At 36.4% G+C, this 17,035-nt stretch carries 13 protein-coding genes and 2 pseudogenes; 7 read left to right on the plus strand and 8 right to left on the minus strand.

Annotation, left to right across the window (positions count from 1 at the left end; all coding sequences use genetic code 11):
- Positions 1-698 precede the first annotated feature (698 nt).
- Positions 699-1,192: pseudogene (locus tag HWV54_RS07010) on the plus strand (GNAT family N-acetyltransferase); the annotation flags it as partial.
- Positions 1,193-1,322: 130 nt separating this feature from the next.
- Here HWV54_RS07010 and HWV54_RS03240 read toward each other — a convergent pair.
- From HWV54_RS03240 to HWV54_RS03250, 3 genes are all read right to left on the minus strand, one after another.
- Positions 1,323-3,185, minus strand: a complete 1,863-nt coding sequence (locus HWV54_RS03240; RefSeq protein ID WP_040296415.1) for an ABC-F family ATP-binding cassette domain-containing protein — start codon at positions 3,183-3,185, stop codon at positions 1,323-1,325.
- 11 nt (positions 3,186-3,196) lie between these two features.
- Positions 3,197-3,583, minus strand: a complete 387-nt coding sequence (locus tag HWV54_RS03245; protein WP_005866768.1) for a glycine zipper domain-containing protein — start codon at positions 3,581-3,583, stop codon at positions 3,197-3,199.
- A 96-nt stretch (positions 3,584-3,679) separates the two neighbouring features.
- Positions 3,680-4,315, minus strand: coding sequence for a thiamine diphosphokinase (locus HWV54_RS03250; protein ID WP_005866767.1), 636 nt, complete (start codon positions 4,313-4,315; stop codon positions 3,680-3,682).
- A gap of 146 nt (positions 4,316-4,461) precedes the next feature.
- Here HWV54_RS03250 and HWV54_RS03255 point away from each other — a divergent pair, with 146 nt between their 5' ends.
- Positions 4,462-5,997 carry a M48 family metalloprotease gene (locus HWV54_RS03255; protein WP_005866764.1) on the plus strand — a complete coding sequence of 512 codons (1,536 nt, stop codon included), beginning with the start codon at positions 4,462-4,464 and terminating at the stop codon, positions 5,995-5,997.
- Between the two features lie 456 nt (positions 5,998-6,453).
- Here the strand turns inward: HWV54_RS03255 and HWV54_RS03260 are convergent, their stop codons facing one another.
- The gene (locus tag HWV54_RS03260) at positions 6,454-7,365 is read right to left on the minus strand and encodes an RNA polymerase factor sigma-32 (RefSeq protein WP_005866763.1); all 912 of its coding nucleotides are present in this window, start codon (positions 7,363-7,365) and stop codon (positions 6,454-6,456) included.
- 563 nt (positions 7,366-7,928) lie between these two features.
- Between HWV54_RS03260 and HWV54_RS03265 the strand changes: the two genes are divergently transcribed.
- From HWV54_RS03265 to HWV54_RS03275, 3 genes are all read left to right on the plus strand, one after another.
- Entirely contained in the window at positions 7,929-9,488 is a 1,560-nt protein-coding gene (locus tag HWV54_RS03265; RefSeq protein WP_005866761.1) for a hypothetical protein, read from the plus strand.
- Between the two features lie 21 nt (positions 9,489-9,509).
- Positions 9,510-9,848: a ferredoxin FdxA gene (gene fdxA / locus HWV54_RS03270; protein ID WP_005866759.1), complete on the plus strand. Its 339-nt coding sequence runs from the start codon at positions 9,510-9,512 to the stop codon at positions 9,846-9,848.
- A 303-nt stretch (positions 9,849-10,151) separates the two neighbouring features.
- The gene (locus HWV54_RS03275) at positions 10,152-10,736 is read left to right on the plus strand and encodes a CarD family transcriptional regulator (RefSeq protein WP_005866757.1); all 585 of its coding nucleotides are present in this window, start codon (positions 10,152-10,154) and stop codon (positions 10,734-10,736) included.
- A gap of 499 nt (positions 10,737-11,235) precedes the next feature.
- Here the strand turns inward: HWV54_RS03275 and rpmF are convergent, their stop codons facing one another.
- On the minus strand, positions 11,236-11,415 hold the full coding sequence (rpmF, locus tag HWV54_RS03280; protein ID WP_005866754.1) for a 50S ribosomal protein L32: 180 nt from the start codon (positions 11,413-11,415) through the stop codon (positions 11,236-11,238).
- A 373-nt stretch (positions 11,416-11,788) separates the two neighbouring features.
- Between rpmF and HWV54_RS03285 the strand changes: the two genes are divergently transcribed.
- On the plus strand, positions 11,789-12,691 hold the full coding sequence (locus HWV54_RS03285) for a polyprenyl synthetase family protein (protein ID WP_005866752.1): 903 nt from the start codon (positions 11,789-11,791) through the stop codon (positions 12,689-12,691).
- Between the two features lie 147 nt (positions 12,692-12,838).
- Positions 12,839-13,185: pseudogene (locus tag HWV54_RS03290) on the plus strand (polyprenyl synthetase family protein); the annotation flags it as partial.
- Between the two features lie 336 nt (positions 13,186-13,521).
- Here HWV54_RS03290 and HWV54_RS03295 read toward each other — a convergent pair.
- The 3 genes from HWV54_RS03295 to HWV54_RS07015 form a co-directional block, all read right to left on the minus strand.
- On the minus strand, positions 13,522-14,682 hold the full coding sequence (locus HWV54_RS03295) for an MFS transporter (protein WP_005866748.1): 1,161 nt from the start codon (positions 14,680-14,682) through the stop codon (positions 13,522-13,524).
- 59 nt (positions 14,683-14,741) lie between these two features.
- Positions 14,742-15,851, minus strand: a complete 1,110-nt coding sequence (locus HWV54_RS03300) for a HesA/MoeB/ThiF family protein (protein ID WP_005866746.1) — start codon at positions 15,849-15,851, stop codon at positions 14,742-14,744.
- A 248-nt stretch (positions 15,852-16,099) separates the two neighbouring features.
- Positions 16,100-16,357, minus strand: coding sequence for a hypothetical protein (locus HWV54_RS07015; RefSeq protein WP_245256323.1), 258 nt, complete (start codon positions 16,355-16,357; stop codon positions 16,100-16,102).
- Positions 16,358-17,035: the final 678 nt, after the last annotated feature.

Genomic DNA, 17,035 nt, shown 5'->3' on the forward strand with positions numbered 1-17,035 from the left:
CACAAATCAACTGACAAGAAAGCTGATAAAATCACACCGTGAAAGAATTCGCTCTGAAACAGGTTGGCAAGTTTCTTAAAAAATGATTATAGAAATCCAAACAAGTTGAAGATATAATAAAAAAAGCAGAATGACTTATGGGTAAAGTGCATAATCATTCTAATTTTAAAGGAGAAGTACCTGAACCCATCTCAGAATAGGTAATATACTCACAATAATGCATCAAATCTCCAATAGATTAAACACTCTAAACTTGTTGGCAGTAGCCTAATAGGTGCACCCTATAATTTGCAAAACACGCTGGTTCAAAAATAAATTAGACATAAAAGAAAAAACTATAAAGCAATTAAAAACATCGTTAAGAAGTATAAAAATTATGTATTAAAATATCAAATCAATGATAAACAAGAAGCTTCGCATCATTAAAGTAAGCTCATAAGTTTTTTTATGAAAAGGAAAAGTTGAAAAATACAAGAACCATTGAAAAATGTAATCAAAAGTAACGATACATAATAAAATGATGTCCGGTTATTTGCAACTTTTTCCTTCATTCTACCTCCTACACAAAACCTATTGCTTGTTATGAAATCTATAATTGGCTTCCCACCTTTTGAAGTTGATTTTATTAAAAAAGAAAAAGGTATTTGAAAAATTGAATGAGAAATATGCTAACTTTCACATTTCTAGGAGAAGAAACTATAGCATTCAAAACACAACGAACAATTTCCACATTGATCAGTTGAAAAGATGCAAGTGAACTCCCTTCCTATTACCTGTACAATGCAAACTATTTATATCCTTTGGAACTGGTAAAATATGATAATTACAACACTCTAATAGCTTGGAAAACAAGAGCGAATGCATTCACTTATGAAAGTGCACAAGGATAAACATACAGATATGTCCTATGATTAAAATAAGAGCACAATTATCGCTGTCGTCAATTTTACAAATGCGGTTTGTAGTGTTTTTCAAGCCTGTCATCTTGATTTCTCTTTTGATGAAAACAACAAGACAAAGGACTCATGTCCGAGATTTTATCGCTCTGATTATCCATGTTTTTCATGTTTATCACCTGCATAAAGTGATAGCAAACTCTATGCCTAAGAACATCAGAAGTGGAATTTTGTTGGAGCGCTTTTGTTTTGAGAAAGAAGGATATGCCAGAAATTATCTGATGATTTCTGATAAATAGAGAGATCACAAACCTCTCGGATTAATGATCCGTATGAGCTTGTAATAGATCAGAATAAAGCGTTTTTACCAAATGTTAAAATGTGGATAATATTTAAGCCTTACAAAATTCGGAAGGCGTTTCTTTTTTATGTCTTTGCACATTCTATTTCTTCACGCAAAAGTTCAAGCTCTAACCATTCTTCTTCCTTTTTCCTGCAAATATCTTTCTTCTCTTCTAGTGCTGTTGATAAACGCTCGAAGCGATTTTTATCATTACAATATAGTGCTGGATCAGAGAGCTCTTGTTCAATTTTTTTTATTTCATCCTGCAAAGCAGTGATTTGTTCAGGCAATTTTTCCAGCGCATAAACCTGCTTATAAGACAGTTTGAGCGGTTTTGTTTTTTCCCGCTCCATAAAGCGATAATTTGTTGATGAGAGAGATTTTTCATGCTCGCCCGTACGAAGATTTGACAACACTTTACGCTGTGATAATTCTTTATCTTTATGCTGATACAATGCTGCTTGTTTGTTTTGAGATATCATATCACTATAACCGCCAGCATATAAAATCCAATGACCATTGCCTTGAGGTACCAACATATGGGTTACAGTGCGATCTAAAAAGTCTCTATCATGGCTGACCAATAACACTGTTCCAGCAAAATCCGCGATAAACTCTTGCAACAAATCCAATGTTTCCATATCTAAATCATTAGTTGGTTCATCAAGAATCAAAAAGTTTGCCGGTCGAGAAAGCAGTCGAGCAAGCATGAGACGAGCTCTTTCACCACCTGAAAATTCTTTGAGTGGTGTATGTGCTTGTTCGGGTAAAAATAAAAAGTCTTTCATATAAGAAATCACATGGCGCTCTTTCCCATTGATCAAGAGAGTATCTCCTCTACCATCTGTTAGATAGTGCGCTAACGTTTCTTCTTCATTTAAAATACGCTGTTGATCCAAAAACGCTACGGAAAGGTTATATCCATGCCTTACTGTTCCACTGTCAACTTTTTCCTGCCCAATCAGCATGGAAAGTAATGTTGTCTTTCCAATACCATTGGAACCAACCAAGCCGATTCGATCACCACGCTGAATGCGTAAAGAGAAATCTTTTACAATAACGCGATCACCATAAGATTTAGAAATTTGCTCCGCTTCAAGCACTAATTGACCAGAACGAGAACTTTTAGTAGCTGCCAAAAGTGCACTTCCCGGTTGCCCTTTATAGGTTTGATGAAGCTGTCTTAGCTCTTTTAACGCTCCCAAACGACGCACATTACGTTTACGTCGTGCTGTCACCCCATAGCGCAACCATTGTTCTTCACGCACAATCTGTCGCCCCAATTTATGCTGCTCCAAAGCTTCTTCCTCAAGTGCTTTATCACGCCAATTTTCAAACTCCGAAAAACGTTTTTCCAGCCTTTTTGTCGTCCCTCGATCAAGCCATACCGTTGAACGCGTAACACTTTCTAAAAAACGCCGATCATGGGAAATCACCACGATCGCCGAACGCAAAGAACACAAAGTTTTTTCCAACCACTCAATGGTTGGTAAATCAAGATGATTTGTTGGTTCATCTAAGAGAAGGATATCTGGTTTCGCCGCAATAGCCCGTAACAACGAAACACGTCGCTTTTCACCACCAGAAAGCATTGTTAACTTTTCAGTTCCTGAAAAACCAAGATTTGTGCAAAGCGTATTTATCCACTGCACATCAGGAGCATCACTCAACCCCGCTTCTACAAAGGCATGAATATCTTTAAATCCTGCACAATCAGGGTTTTGTGAAACATAACGCATAGTAACCCGAGGATGGCGAAAAATTTCTCCACCACTCGGTTCAAAAATTCCTGCAGCAATTTTTAACAGCGTTGATTTTCCACAACCATTACGACCTACCAATGCGATACGTGCTCCTTGCTCAACTGATAAACAAGCTTGGTTGAGCAAAGGAGTTGTACCAAAAGTTAGAAAAATGCGGTCAAGCCGCAACAGAGGCACTGCCATTAACGAACGCGTTAAGAACAAGGTGCCTGATACATCATACCTCTTGCATCACGATAAGTACACAATTGTGGCGTTTGCATTCTTTGCGCACAAGGTGCTTGGTAAATCCTACCTTTACGCCCACGATACGTACACAGTGTTGACTGCTGAGCAACAACTTGCTTCTGCTGTTTTTTCTGATTTACAGCAGCACCTGTTATTGTCCCGGCAAGAGCACCAACTGCTGCACCGGTTAAGGCTGCTCCAGGAGTACTTCCAGCAATTGCTGTTCCAGCTAAAGCACCTATTGCTGCTCCTCCCACACCGTAACGTGCAACTCTTTGATCACTAACAGAACACGCCACCGTACTTAAACCAATGGCTGAAACGGCTGCCACTTTCAAAATTGATTTTAACATATCAAAACCTCTCCTTATCGAGTTCAATACAATATATTATGCCGGCACTTAATCACTATGTCCCCCTCTGCCTTATTCAAATACACTGGAAGAGCTTTATGGAATAGGTACAGACGCCAACAATATAGCTTTTCCAGAACCTAAATGGCAAGAAAAGGTTCCACAAATACGATTAGAAAGTGTCAAAGAAGACCCAAAAGGCACATTTCTACCATAAAGAGGCCACCTTACCCCTGCGAGAGTTAACCCTTTTAAATCAGAAAAACCGATAATACTAAATAAACATCCATCAGGTAAATCATATGAAAAAGATTTTGGCAAAACCGGCCATCCTTCTTCAAAACCACTCGTCAATAAGACTGAAATACCCTTTTCAGCCATCATTAATGCTTGTGTTATATGAGAAAAATTATGATCACTCCTTTCACCTCCAAAAGCACCACACAAAATAAGCTGTGTAGCGCCTTTTTGCAGAGCTCTCTCACATGCCAGAACACTATCAGTTTTATCTTTATCAGAAGGAAAAACCTCACGCGGAACATCAGTATACTTATTTATTAAAGTCTGATCAGATGAATCAAAATCTCCCAACCACAACTCAGGAATCACATTTAGTGCTGCCGCATGACGCATCCCACCATCGGCAGCAATTACGCGACTATTATGAATTTGATTTAGCAAACGATCAGTGATACAAACATCTCCATTTAACAATATTGTAAATGTTGTCATGCCATACTCTGCTTTTTGTAATGTTTCTCTTTAAAGCATCTTTTTATAAAATAGCCATTTTTATAGATCATATCCGTGATATAGGCAAAAGAATCCTTTCCAAAAAGCTCTTTTATTGTAAATAAAAAAACACATACAAAATACAAATGAAATTCGCCCAAATACAATCAGAAAACAAAGAGCACAATGGTCAAAAGCATCAAATCTTTCAACACATATTTCCTTTTCGCTCCAGAATGTATAGAGCAACTCTCATAAGCTTAATGCTTCTCCTTGCTGCGTGTCATACGCGTCTTTCCCAAAACAATACGTCTTTTTCTCTAAATTCTTCTGAAACAATTAAACATACCAGCAAAGATAATATCTATGTCACATTAAGCACTATACAACACCTCCGCATTTTACAAATCTACGGCGGAGCATATCATGATGCAAAACTTGAACGTATGTTAGCAAAGATTATTCGTAGACTTGTTAGTGCATCACAACATTCTCACCAAAGCTATTCTGTTACGATCTTAAACTCAGAAAACATCAATGCATTTGCCCAACCTAATGGCTCTATTTACATTACCCGTGGCATGCTCGCATTGGCGAACGATTCTTCAGAAGTCGCAGCAATTTTAGCCCACGAAATAGCCCATATTAATGCCAATCATGGTATTTTACGCTTAAAAAAAGAAGCTGAATTAAAGATAACAAATTATATGTCATCACACCTTCTCACGCACACCAGCAGTAAACTTTATAACTCCATAGAAGGCAAGCAACAACTTGCACAATTTTCGCGCAATCAAGAACTGGAAGCCGATTCCATTGCACTGGAAATGCTTAAACAAGCAGGATATGATCCATTTGCTTCCCCGCGCTTTCTCCAATCAATGGAAGCCTATAGTGTTTTTCGTAATATCTCAGACACGACAAACGCCCCTTTAGATTTTCTAGCAAGCCATCCGACCACTCCGCAACGAATTCGCCTGGCAAGAGAAAAAGCACATAAAATTAGTATAACGAATACAGGAAATACAGATCGTAATTCTTTTCTCAAAAGCATTGATGGCATGATTTTTGGGGGAAGTTTTCATACAGGCTTTGTGCGAGATAATCAATTTATCCACCCACAATTACGCATAGCTTTCTCCGTTCCCAATAATTTCACAATAGAAAATTCAATGAATACTGTTTGGGCTAGCGGACCAGAAAAAATTGCCCTTCGTTTTGATGCATTACCCCATCCTGCTCAAATGTCTGCAAGTGATTATTTAAAAAGTGGCTGGATTATAGGACTAAATGAATCATCTGTCCGTCCAATCACAATCCAAGGGCTGTCTGGTGCACACGCCCGCGCAGCTAATGAACAATGGCAATTTGATGTAGTTGTCATTCTGTCCAACAAACATGTTTTTCGTTTTCTTACCGCTGCTCCGCATAATTCTCAAAATTTTGAAGCTGTTGCTAAGCAAACAGTACAAAGTTTTCGTTTCCTTTCATCATCACAGTTAAAAAAACTGAAACCCTTAAGAATTCGTATTTTGCGCGTTAAACAGGGGGAAAATGTGGCAAGCCTTTCAAACAAAATGCAAAACACAGCACATAAAGAAGAACTTTTTCGCATTCTTAATGCACTCTCTCCGACCCAAATTTTACATATCGGAACAAACGTTAAAATTGTAGCAGAATAGAACTAGCTTTCTTTCATCATTTCCTGCACTTTTGTTTTCTTTCTATCTTTCTTATTGTCCTTTGCACTCTAAAAACATTTTCCGCACAAATCCGATTATAGTTTGATTAGATTCTATACTAAATGAGAAAAGATTTGATCAGGTAAGAATAATAGATAACACATTGTTTTTATTGAATCTCTTACCATAAAATACGTTATTTCTCAAATTGAATTTCAACACCTAAAAATCGAAAAAGCGCGGAAAATTCCAAACTGATGGCTGCAAAATACACAGAAAACCTTGAGAAGTCTTTGAGACCCTTAAAAAAAAACAAATAAGTACAAAAGCTTGTATCAAATTATATAAAACCCGATGACAAGCTAAACCGATTAACCTTTGAAAGTAGCCATAGCACTTACATGCCTCCATTTTCCATACCAACGCCCAATTTTCTTTTCAAGAATCCTTCAACATTTATATCTCATAAGCATCTGCTGAATGAACCGTAAGTAAAGCAGAACGCAGCTTTTGCAAAGCACGTGCTTCAATTTGGCGCACCCGCTCTTTCGAGATTCCCAACTTTTCACCCAAAACTTCCAAAGTTGCTCCCTCTTCATTCAAGCGACGAAAACGAATAATCTCAAGCTCCCGTTCATTGAGAATTTGCAACGCCTCATAAAGCCACTGTGTACGCCGTTGACCATCAATCACTTGCTCAATCAATGCATCAGGCAAAGGGTTATCATCCACAAGAACATCCATTTTGGCAATGGGATTATCACTGTTCTCAGAAACAGAAACACTCAAAGAATTATCAGAACTAGAAAAACGAAAATCCATCGTTTCAACATCACGCACTGAAACGCCGAGCTTTTCAGCGATTGTGCGAAAGACATCTTGTTTTGAAAGAGCACTATCATCTTGCACTAATTTCGCGCGCAAACGCCGAAGATTAAAGAAAAGCGCTTTTTGCGAAGAACTGGTTCCTCCTCGAACGATAGACCAATTGCGTAAAATATAATCTTGAATAGAGGCGCGTATCCACCAAGTTGCATAAGTAGAAAAACGTACTTCTCTATCAGGTTCGAAACGTGCAGCTGCTTCCAACAATCCGACATAACCTTCTTGTACCAGATCTCCCAACGGCATTTTAAAACGTTTAAAACGATTAGCAATCGCAATCACTAAACGCATATGAGCCGCTGCGATTTGATGCATAGCATCATCATCGCGTTTATCTTTCCACCGCAGAGCCAAATCATGCTCTTTTTGTCGTTCAAGATAAGGTGCTTGCATAGCAGAACGCATCATATCACGCCCCAAGCTTTTATCTGCGTCGCTATAGTTTTTGCTGCTTTTGTAAACAGCATTTGAAAGATTACCCATAATAACCCCTTGCGATTAAAATTATCAAAATTGATTTGGTAATGACATCACTGTTCTTCTCAAAAAGAACGCAAAAGTTGTTTATTTACATAGCCACTACTTTAACGTGTATTTTTATAATCGCAATTGTTTTTTTGTCGTAACCGCAAAACTTATTGTCATAAGATAGAATTTTACTTACAAAACGGCAGTCAATACGCCTATTACAGGCAAGAAAATACGAGAAAGCTTTTCTCATATTCTGGTAACAGAACAGAAAAAATAAAAAGACCAGACAAAATACATGCTGTTTTGTTTAATTATCGACTTACTTACTCTTTTAAATGAAAAGTTTATTTTATGCTTTCAGCTTTACAATACAACCAATACGTGCAATGACCCTACATGAAGCATCTAAGATATATGAAAAAAGAAATACCCACAGTTAAAGGAACAAAAAGAAGCGTCAAAAAGTCATAAGAATGATTGAAGCAAACGTAACAAACGTGTTAAAGGAGCAACATAATGATGGTATTGTCAAGAATAAGCTTTTTACCAGTCTGGTACTGAGAAAGAAAATAATCATGGATAGCGAGATTGTTCTACAGAATAATATTCTTCAGGATGATGTTCTTATTGAAAAACACGAAAGAGGCAAATTTGAAGGTTTTCGTTTTTATGCCAACAAGAACAATATCGATCAAACAGCTGGCACGCAAAACTTAATAGAGAATGAAAATTTGATTCTTGCATTTTCCAAACGAGCAGCGCGTTTTTGTGCTTGTGCCAATAAAGATTTTACACTCAGTTCTGATGGAATTGTGCGCTGGATCGGTCAACCCGTGGGACAACTTGTTGCAACTGAGGATTTTTTAAAACCTAAACTCATTGTTTTAGCAGATACACAATTAACGGGAGAATCCCGCGATAACGTAGAGAAACGATTAGAGCGTTTTGTAACTTTTCATTTTGAAACGACTTTACAAGCACTTTTTGATTTGCGCAATGCCGATAATTTGACAGATTCAACAATTAGTCTCGCCTCAAAACTTGTCGATTCTTTAGGGATTTTACCACGTCGAGAAGTCGCTGGAATCGTTAAAAATCTTGATCAAGAATCACGTGCTGTACTGCGGCGATTAGGTGTGCGTTTTGGGGCTTTCCATATCTATGTTGCAGGAATGCTTAAACCAGCCCCTGTCCAAGCCATTACACTACTTTGGAACCTTCAAAATGAGGGCCATAACCAAACTGGTTTGAACGAAATTTTTGCAGCGTTATCTGCTGGACGTACCTCCTTGGTTATTGATTCTAGCTATAACCGGCAGTTTTATCAATTAGCGGGTTATCGAATCTTAGGACAGCATGCTGTGCGCATTGATATTTTAGAACGTCTTGCAAACCTGATCCGCTCTGCACTTCATTGGAAGGAAGGGAATGAACCTAAACCTGATGGAGCTTATGATGGCAAAAGCTTTTTTATCACATCAACAATGATGTCGATTCTTGGGGCCAATGGAACGGATATGGAAAAAATTCTAAAAGAACTTGGTTATCAATCGCATACCATAAGCAGTGCTGTTTTTGAACAACATCTCCTGGCAGATAAAGCCTCGACTCATACCTATACAACAGCACAAAATGTTCCTGCAGCAGAATGCGTTGGCGATCAATGGAAAACAATACATACCTCAGAAACAACTCGAGGAGAAGAAAGCGCTTTATTCTCTTGTATTGAAACACAACCCGATACTATAGATCATTTACCTGCAGCAGAACCTGTTGGCGATTTTGCTAAACAAAAATCCATTGAAACAGAAAATAAAGTCGTTTTACTATGGCGCTATAATCATCAATTTCACCACCACACACAAAAAAAGCGTGATAAATCTGGATACAAGAGACAAAATAAACTGAAAGAAGCTTTTAAAAAAGAAGCCAGCATAAATGAAAATAGTTCCCAAGAAACCACATCACACACAAAACATTTTTATAAGTTTAACAAACCCCATAGAAAACGTGCGAATAATAAATTACTTCAAAAAGAAAAACATCCTAATCCTGATTCACCCTTTGCAAAATTAGCTGCGCTACGCGACCAACTCACAAATGATAAAAATACATTTTCCTCCAAAGATCATTAAAATAACAAATGGAGTTTGATCTTGGCTTATGTAGTAACCGACAACTGCATTCATTGCAAATATACTGATTGCGTTGAAGTTTGCCCTGTTGATTGTTTTTATGAAGGTGAAAATATGCTTGTCATTCACCCAGACGAGTGTATTGATTGTGGTGTATGCGAGCCAGAATGTCCAGCGGAAGCTATTAAACCTGATACAGAACCGGGGCTAGAAAAGTGGTTAGAGCTTAACCTTCATTATGCTAACAAATGGCCTAATTTAAACACACGCAAAGACCCTCTTCCACAGGCAAAAGAAATGGATGGTGTCCCAAATAAATTAGAAAAGTATTTTTCAGAAAATCCAGGAAGCGGTGAATAAATCGATACAACACATATTATATGACTTAAAAAATAAGAGAATTCTCTTGCAAAAATAAAAATTCTTAAGCGAAATGATTGATTCTTTTGAATTTTGATGTTAATGTTACTTTAACATAATCATCTTGCTAAGTATTGTTTTTTGTCTTTTTTATAAAGCAATATATTTTTTGTTGAATTTAAAAGTACTCAACTTTTATGCTCATTCAATTAGTGTAATATACTTGGTTAAAGAATATTCAACTCACAGGTATATACCTGTTATCCGATACATTTGTTGGTCATAAAGGGAGTAAACTAAAATATGGCATCCCAACACGGAACGTCCTCCAATGCTAAAGGATTTACAACCTCTGAATATATTGTCTATCCTACCCATGGAGTAGGACAAATTATAGCGATTGAAGATCAAGAAGTTGCAGGACATAAATTAAAACTTTTTGTCATTCATTTTGCAAAAGATAAAATGGATGTTAAAGTGCCAATTGCAAAAGCTCTTTCTGTTGGAATGCGCAAATTATCTGCTGTTGATTCTGTTGAACGCGCATTAAAAATTCTACACGGAAAAGCACGGGTCAAACGCACCATGTGGTCACGTCGCGCTCAAGAGTATGATGCTAAAATCAATTCGGGTGATCTTATTTCTATTGCTGAAGTGGTTCGTGATCTTTTTCGCTCAAACCTACAGCCTGAACAATCTTATTCTGAACGTCAACTTTATACTGCTGCACTTGAAAGAATGGCCCGTGAAATTGCTGTTATTAATAGTCTTTCTGAAACAGAAGCCATTAATCTCATAGAGATGCACCTCTCAAATAAACTAAAGCGTGCATTTAAAGCTAAGAGAGATGAAACAAATACAAACGATGAAGCTGTGTACGCTGCGTAATACTAATTTGGAAATAAAATAAAATCAGCATATTACTGGTTTCAGTTTTGTTATCATCAAGCTTTTATAGACAGAGGAGCATTTAATCGAAAATCTTCTAAGTATCCCATCCGGATAATATGCGAACACTAACATGCTATAAGTATTATTGCAGTATCACAGCGCATGACGAAATTGATATTTGAATCTTTCTTTAGATCTTTTTATTCAATGCATCCTAAGCATGTTAATCAAGGAATATGATTCGGTACAAAGTTTATTTCATCAATAGCGATAGAGAGCTATTTTACCGTTCTCTCTCACAACACATACTTACAAAAATGCATATAAGTTATTTATTAAGATAACAAGAAAGCTTTAATCCATCCCACAAGGAGAAGAATTTTTGATTTAAGATTCTCAATGAAGAGAATTATTAAAAATCACACAGCCCCCCTGCATAGAGTTAGTTTGTGCATAAAATGAATGGTTCTTAGCATTTAGTAACAAAATAAAACTCTTAATCTTTTGGTACTAAAACTGAACGCCCACGATACATTCCTGTTTTCAAATCAATATGATGAGGGCGACGTAGCTCACCAGAATTTTTATCTTCGATATAAGTTGGCGCCTTAAGGGCATCAGCCGAACGGCGCATACCCCGTTTCGATGGAGAGGTTTTTCGTTTAGGTACAGCCATAAAGAGATACTCCAAATCCATTAAAATAGAAAAAGCAATGCCAAAAATGACAATGCTTTACTAAAAAACACCATAAAATTTTAAAAAGTTATACACTGATAAAAAAGAAGAGGCAATGTCAAAATGAACTTACTCTTATCAAAAACACTATAAAACTTGATATTTTGGTATACAAATGCAAAAATTTTTATGAAACTTTCATTTGATTTTTCGTTTGGCTTTACTAGGAGCTCTTGCATACAATGAGAATAAACATCAAAAGAAAAATTAATTTTTTATAAAAACCCAAGCAAATTGACGCAAATAAGAAAAAGAAATAGCCTTTCTCTTGTAAGTTTTAAGATTTTATTTTGCAAAAATAAAGGAAGCAAGAATGCATGAATTTACCACTCTTCTTGCAACGCATGGCCACAATGTTGAAAAACGACTTGCCACACTGTTCAGTGATCAAGTCCAAAATGGTGAAATTGCTCGCCCCGAAATTTTACTCAAAGCCATGCGTTACGGTGTTCTTAATGGTGGAAAACGGCTACGTCCTTTTCTCGTTATTCAAAGTGGTGCACTTTTTGACATCCCTGCTGAACATACTCTTGATGTGGCCTGTGCCTTAGAATGCGTCCATTGTTATTCGCTTATTCATGATGATCTACCTGCTATGGACAACGACACACTACGACGTGGACAACCCACCGTCCACATAGCATTTGATGAAGCCACAGCGATTCTAGCAGGCAATGCCCTTTTGACTTTTGCTTTTGAAATCATTGCCCATAAAGCTAGTGAACTCTCCTTTGAAACCAGAATCAAGCTGATCACGGCTCTTGCACAATCCGCAGGACTTGGTGGCATGATAGGCGGACAAATGCTGGACCTTGAAGCGGAAAAAAAACCGCAAGAGAGCACCAACATTATCACTCTACAACGCATGAAAACAGCCGCTCTGATAAGCTTTGCTTGCCAAGCAGGAGCAATCATCGGTAATGCTTCCAAAGAATTGACCGAAAAACTTGCTGCTTTTGGAACATATTTTGGTTTAGCTTTTCAATTAACAGATGATCTTCTTGATGTCACCGCTAGCACTAAAGTTTTGGGCAAAACCGCTGGAAAAGATGAAACAATGCACAAAGCCACTTTTATTCGTCTTTATGGTATTGAAGAAACACGAAAAAAGCGAGACGAACTCATTGCTAAAGCAGAAGCACTTTTAACACCTTTTGGCATAAAAGCAAAACCGCTTCAACAAGCCGCTCGTTTTAGTGCAACACGTAAAAATTAAAAACCCACCACAGCATAATATAAAGAGAAATGTACACAAAAAACTTTTTCTATTTCAACCTTTATTGCACTCTGTTGCAGCTTCTATTGCATACAAAGCGAAAGAACTGCAAGAGCTCTCCCGTATCACGACTTCTCTAACACATGAAAACATGTCGCTCTTATAAGCTTTTCTTGCCAAGCAAGAGCGATCATCGGCAATGCTTCCAAAGAATTGACCGAAAATTTGCTGCTTTTAGAACATATTTTGGTTTAGCTTTTCAATTAACAGATGATCTTCTTGATATCACCGCTAGCACTAAAGTTTTAGGCAAAACCGCTGGTGAAGATGAAACCGCACAAAAAGCAACCTTTGTTCGTCTTTATGGCATTGAAGAAACACGAAAAAAGCGAAACGAACTCATTGCTAAAGCAGAAGCACTTTTATACCCTTTTGGCGTTAAAGCAAAACCACTTCAACAAGCTGCTCGCTTTAATGCAACACGAAAAAATTAATCTCAGTCTGCTCCATTGTGCACCACCATCTTTACTTAATAAAAACACAAGGCAAACACTATTATTCTATTTATCAACTCTCAATGTTGCCAACAACCCTTGGCGCTTAAAAGCATTCATGAGAGATATTTATTCCTTTCTTAAACGATTTTTATACACCACCCTCCTTTGTGACGAGCAAAGATATGATTTGATTGATTCAATATACACCAATTTAAAATGAAAAAATCCCACAATAAGCCGAGACTCCTATTCAATAGGGATAGCAAATTATCCCTATAAATCAAAACGTTGTCCCACTCTTAAATCACATGAAACGTTCGCAATAATGATAAGTTAATATTCGCGCTGAGACCTTTTTAGAGTTCCTTCTAAAAAAAACACTGCAAACAAGTAAATGGATATATATATACCAAAAACATATACTAATGACAAAAAACCAAACATACTTACCATATACGCACTCATATAAAAAAATACCACTAGGCTAAGCCTTCCAACCGTTGACAAGAAAGATTCGTATGTAGCCCTAAGATTATCGCTAATACTATCGTGCAGGACAACTTCTACACGAAGATATGTATACTTAATGAGATAAAAAATCATACAGACTAAAATAACAGCAATTTCTTTTTGGGGTTCAAAGAAAACAACTGTAAAAATCGTAGCAACTGAAAGAAACAGTAGTAGAATAAAATTCACTCCCTCACTTAGTTTTGTAAAGAGAAAACTAGCCAGTAGCTGGGAGAGCAATATAAGAGAAAATGTCACACCAAGATAAAAATAAGTTACATTGATATTATAATCTTTAAATATCCACTGCCAATACTGCGAAAATATATTGAAAAAAATAAGTGAAAAATAAAAACATAGAGATATGTAAGGAACTTTAACAAAAATAGAGAACATTTCTTTTGCGTCAGAAATGAAAGAATTCGCTTTTATTGTTTTTTTCTCTCCTTTTAGATCATCCAAAAAAAACAAACCAAAGACTGTTGTGATCATCATTAAAAACGCAGATATATACCATATATATTGGCTAGAATAATCGGCAAAATATGCGCCTATCAAACTAAATATAAACATGCCAATGTAATTATATTGAGAGCTGGAACCGAGCACTTTTTTAGTGGATGCAAGTTTTGTTTTTGCATATTGAACAAGTAGGGCATTATAGGCACCAGCAATAAATGTAAGCGATAATGCATTAAAAGTTTCTGCCAAAAGAAAACCGTAAAAGTTTGTAGAAACTCCCATGAGAAAGAGCCATGCGGTAGCAAAAGCCGCTGCCAAAATTATAGATATTTTATAACTTTTTCTATCGGCAAAATATCCAAGAGGAATATCTGTAACCATCATAATAAAAGCTTGAAATGACTTAATGATACCTATGTCAATAAGAGTTAAGCCTTTTTCAAGCATATAAAATACAATAAAAGCGCCTGTTAAAATTCTTATACCGTTAAATAAAAATCCAAATGCTAATATACTATTCATTTATTCACCAATAGCGCCAATAAAGTAATGTACTAATTATTTTATATAAATATAAAAGCTTACATTTTATTACAAACATGGCAATAGCCGCTATATGGATCTCCAGTCCTACCAATTTGATACCCGGAAAAATTAATGAATAATGTTCTTTCTATAATTTGACATTTGTCAAAATCCGTTAAATATTTCACTGCTTCAAGAGCAGCCAAAGAACCAGCAACCGCATTATATGGATCTATCAAAGTATTCATATAGTTTTGCTTAATATTTTTAACAAATTCAAACACATTAACACCCTTCATATGATTCTGATTCACACATGCATAACATCTGGTTTTACCTGGAATAATAAGTGGCCCAACAATAGCATTTACCGTAGCCGAACCGGCATATAATAGCGCACCCCTCATATTAAAAGCAGCTTCGTTCATCAAATGAAAAAAATCGGGCCTTGGATTATCTGCCGCGGATATAACAAGATCAGCTCCTTCAAACAGACGGCATGCCTTCTCTATACTATCTATTTTTTCATCGTAGAACGCATATTGAGTTGAAGGGCTAATATAGGGCGCTTTATCTCTAACAACATCAACCTTTTTTTTCCCTAAGTCATTATAATTATAGAGTATTTGCCTAGACAAATTTGATTCTTCAACAATATCAAAATCATAGCTTTTAATGTGTCCTACACCCATTGCAGATAATGTATAAAAAACATAGCTCCCGCATCCACCCAAACCAGCTATAGTTATCTTAGCATCTTTCAATTTGGAGTTAGCTAAAAGAGCATTGTCAAAATTACCTGATACAGGCTTAAATAAGTTAATTTGCCTATCAAATCTGTTATATTCGCTCTCACTAAGCCCTGCTTTTCTTATAGAATCCTCCTTAGAGGAGGGAGGTTCTATTATTCTATTATCAAGCATATATTTTGTTAAATATAAAAAATCTTCGCTTTCTGCAGTATCTAGGTTACATTTTAATATTATATCACCTATGGTATTCTCTGCGTCAAAACACGCCAAAGCCTTTATAACATTCGGCGATGTACCACTCATATCAAGGGCTACAACGTTATGTATATCTGCCCCTATCAAAACCTCATCACCTTCTTGCCTCGCTGATATGGTATTCGAGTAAACATACTTGTTTTCATATAGCGAATTCATTTTCAAATCTCCCCCCAGCTAGCTGAAGATCGACATGACTCAACAAATCATGCAAATCTCTTGTGTTATCAAAATTAAAATTATCAAAACAAAAAAAATTATCAAAACAAAATTCACGCCCGTGATACTCTTCAAGATATTTTATATGGAGCCTTATAGCATTCATTTTTTCATCTATTGATAACTGGTCCAAGCTTATATGATGAAATCTACGAAAAAACGCTGCATCTCCTTGAATATGTGCTAATTCAACAGAAGTTGGTGGCTATAATGAGCTTTAAATTCTGTTCCAGCATAAAAGGCTTGAATAAATCCATAGCACCAATACCCCCATCACTTCTGGTATGAGCAATTGAATGCCCCTCATCAATAAACAGGGCGACATTTTCATATGGAGAAACAGTTTCTATTAAAACTCCGATTTTTCGTTCAAACTCCCCCCGTAACCGCGTATCAGAGATCACACTTCCTAAATTAACTTCTAATATGACATATCCATTTAACATAGACTTAGACTGATTAAGCCTACAAGCAAGCTCACGCACAAAAGAAGTCTTCCCACATCCAAGCAGAACCAGAAATGACAATACTTTTCTTATAAGCACAAAATAAAGAAACCATCGCCAATTTTTATTGCATCTTCACGACCGATATACGGAGCTTTTCTTCCTAAACCAAGAACACTCAAATTGACTCCGCACTTCCTCATGTCGCTAATTAACAGCAACGTATCTTCATTTTGTAAATACATATCCCCTCCCCCAAATTATAAATAAAAAGGGGCCATACAATCCCTTCCAATATTTTGAATTATGATGCCATAAAATCGCAAATCAAAGATTTCATTTTAGCAGATGTAGAGGAATAAGACTTGATCTTCATCCCTAATACCACTTTACTATTTGATTCTCCTTTCATTTTAAGCTCCTCGTTTTAAATACTATTTGAAAGTAACACCTCTCCCAGATGTAACCTAGTATTCGTATCAAAATATATCAATGAATGTTTTTGGTCATTTACGCAATTACAAAATTTCTCAAGCCAATGCTTTTTTATAGCATCTCAAATCTGCGATATTTGTCTAAAGCGGTTTTTTGTTTTTCAAAGATAAGGACCTTCAACCATCTGTGCAGTTTGTGATTTTATAATTTTTTGTACTTATAGATTTACATAGAAGACTATTA

It is taken from the genome of Bartonella alsatica (assembly GCF_013388295.1).
GTDB classification, from domain to species: domain Bacteria; phylum Pseudomonadota; class Alphaproteobacteria; order Rhizobiales; family Rhizobiaceae; genus Bartonella; species Bartonella alsatica.